The sequence below is a fragment of the Kitasatospora sp. NPDC059803 genome (assembly GCF_042732255.1).
Classification (GTDB): domain Bacteria; phylum Actinomycetota; class Actinomycetes; order Streptomycetales; family Streptomycetaceae; genus Kitasatospora.
Window position 1 is genome coordinate 1 of sequence record NZ_JBHWIJ010000520.1, and the last position, 2,496, is coordinate 2,496.

The following is a 2,496-nucleotide window of genomic DNA, read 5'->3' on the forward strand; positions in this document are numbered from 1 at the left end:
GAACGCGCTGGACGCCTTCTACCGCACCGCCGTCCCGGCGCGCTGAACCAGCCCGGCGGCGGGGCGGGCGCCCCGCCGCCGTCGGACGCGCCCGATCAGGCCTTGCGGGCCCCGGGGTGGCGGCTGCACCAGCCGTCCCACGCGGAGGCCACCATCTCCGCCACGTCGTGGCGGGCGCCCCAGCCCAGCTCGCGGCGGATCAGGTCGGCCGAGGCCACCACCCGCGCGGGGTCGCCGGCGCGGCGCGGGGTCACCTCGGGGGTGGTGTCGTAACCGGTGACCTTGCCGATCACCTCCAGCATCTCCTTGACGCTGACGCCCTCGCCGCGGCCGATGTTGAGCACCAGCGAGGTCTCGCCGGCCGGGTCGGCGGCCAGCCGCTTGGCGGCCGCGACGTGGGCCGAGGCGATGTCGGAGACGTGGATGAAGTCGCGGACGCAGCTGCCGTCCTGGGTGGGGTAGTCGTCGCCGAAGACCCGCGGGGCCTCGCCGGCGGTGAGCCGCTCGAAGACCATCGGGATCAGGTTGAAGACCCCGGTGTCGGACAGCTCGGGGGAGGCGGCACCGGCCACGTTGAAGTAGCGCAGCGCCACGGTGGAGATGCCGTGGGCCTTCCCGGCCGCGGCGACCAGCCACTCGCCGGCCAGCTTGGTCTCGCCGTACGGGCTCATCGGGGCGCACGGGGTCGACTCGGTGACCAGGTCGACGTCCGGCATGCCGTAGACGGCGGCGGAGGAGGAGAAGAGGAAGCGCTTGACCCCGCCCTCGGCGGCGGCCTCCAGGACGGTCTGCAGGCCGATCATGTTCTCCCGGTAGTAGAAGAACGGCTGCTCGACGGACTCGCCGACCTGCTTCTTGGCGGCGAAGTGCAGGATGCCCTCGATCGCGTGCTCGCGGATGGCGGCGTCCAGGGCGGCCCGGTCCAGGGTGGAGCCCTCGACCAGGGCGACGCCCTCCGGCAGGCGGGAGGCGTCGCCGGTGCTGAGGTCGTCCAGGACGGCGACGCGCTCACCGGCGTCGAGCAGCTGGCGGACGACGTGCCCGCCGATGTATCCGGCACCGCCGGTGATCAACCAAGTCATGGGCCGATTCTAGGGTGTTCGGGTTTCCGTGGTGAGTGCCGGGCGAGTCGAGCCGTCAAATCGGACAAATCGGTGAAATGCTGACAAAGATTTCCGTGCTCTCAGCGTGGTGACGAATCGGAGGCAGTCAGGTGAGCCGAAAGAAGGAACACGCCCGCCCCCTGCCGGCCGGGCCCCTGCCGGCCGGGCCCCGGCCGACCGGCCCCAGGACGGCCCACGGCCGGTTGCTCGTGCCCGGCGCGGTGGCCGTACTGACCGCGCTGGCGCTGGCCGGGTGCAGCAGCGGCTCCTCCTCGTCCGCCTCGCAGGCCGCGGGCTCCCCGTCGAGCTCCGGCTCGGCCAGGCCAGCCTCGTCGGCCCCCGCGCGGTCGGCCGACGGGAACCAGTTGCAGGACGACTACCAGCGGGTCATCGCCGACGTGCTGCCCTCGGTGGTGCAGATCACCACCGGCGACAGCCTCGGCTCCGGGATCGTCTACGACGACAAGGGCGACATCGTCACCAACGCCCACGTGGTGGGCACCGCGACCACCTTCACCGTCACCCTCGCCAACAGCACCAAGTCGCTGGACGCCACCCTGGTCGGCAGCTACCCCGACACCGACCTCGCGGTGATCAAGCTGAGCAGCCCGCCGAGCGGCCTCAAGCCGGCCGCCTTCGGGGACTCCGGCAAGGTCCAGCTCGGCCAGATCACCCTCGCCATGGGCAGCCCGCTCGGCCTCTCCAGCAGCGTCACCCAGGGCATCGTCTCGGCGACCGGACGGACCGTCTCCGAACCCAGGGGCGGCGGCTCGCCCGGCGCCACCATCGGCAACATGGTGCAGACCTCGGCCGCGATCAACCCGGGCAACAGCGGCGGCGCGCTGGTCAACCTGGACAGCCAGGTGATCGGCATCAACACGCTCGCGGCGACGGAGCCCGAGGCCAACGGCGCGGCCGCGCCCGGCATCGGCTTCGCCATCCCGGCGTCCACCATCACCAACATCACCGACCAGCTGATCAAGCAGGGCAAGGTCACCAACTCCGGCCGGGCCGCGCTCGGCATCACCGCCCGGACCAGCTTCAACCAGCAGTTCAAGCCCGCCGGCGCGGTCATCGTGGCGGTCACCGCGGGCGGCCCGGCCGCCTCGGCGGGGATGCAGGCCGGCGACGTGATCACCAAGATCGGGGACGCCACGGTCGACTCGCTGAACGCGCTCACCACCGCGCTCGCCTCGCTCACCCCGGGCGACAAGGCCACCGTCGCCTACACCAGGGACGGCAACAGCCGGACCGCCGACGTCACCCTCGGCGCCCTGGAGAGCCCGTAGGACCCGGCCGGCCGGGCCGCACGCCGCGCAAGGGCTCCGCGGACCGGGCCGCCCCACCGGAGCGGCGCCGGGACCTCGTCACGCTGTCGCTTATACACATCGCC

At 72.7% G+C, this 2,496-nt stretch carries 2 protein-coding genes; one reads left to right on the forward strand and one right to left on the reverse strand.

Translation table 11 applies throughout. The annotated features are described in order from the left end of the window. Positions 1-95: 95 nt before the first annotated feature. Positions 96-1,082, reverse strand: a complete 987-nt coding sequence (galE, locus tag ACFV6I_RS39015) for a UDP-glucose 4-epimerase GalE (protein WP_063348897.1) — start codon at positions 1,080-1,082, stop codon at positions 96-98. A gap of 224 nt (positions 1,083-1,306) precedes the next feature. Here galE and ACFV6I_RS39020 point away from each other — a divergent pair, with 224 nt between their 5' ends. Continuing rightward, a complete protein-coding gene (locus ACFV6I_RS39020; RefSeq protein ID WP_380430985.1) occupies positions 1,307-2,392 on the forward strand; it encodes a S1C family serine protease in 1,086 nt (361 codons plus the stop codon). Positions 2,393-2,496 lie beyond the last annotated feature (104 nt).

Excerpts from the sequence above, each read along its gene's own strand:
- galE (WP_063348897.1), bottom strand. The coding sequence starts at position 1,082 with ATGACTTGGTTGATCACCGGCGGTGCCGGATACATCGGCGGGCACGTC.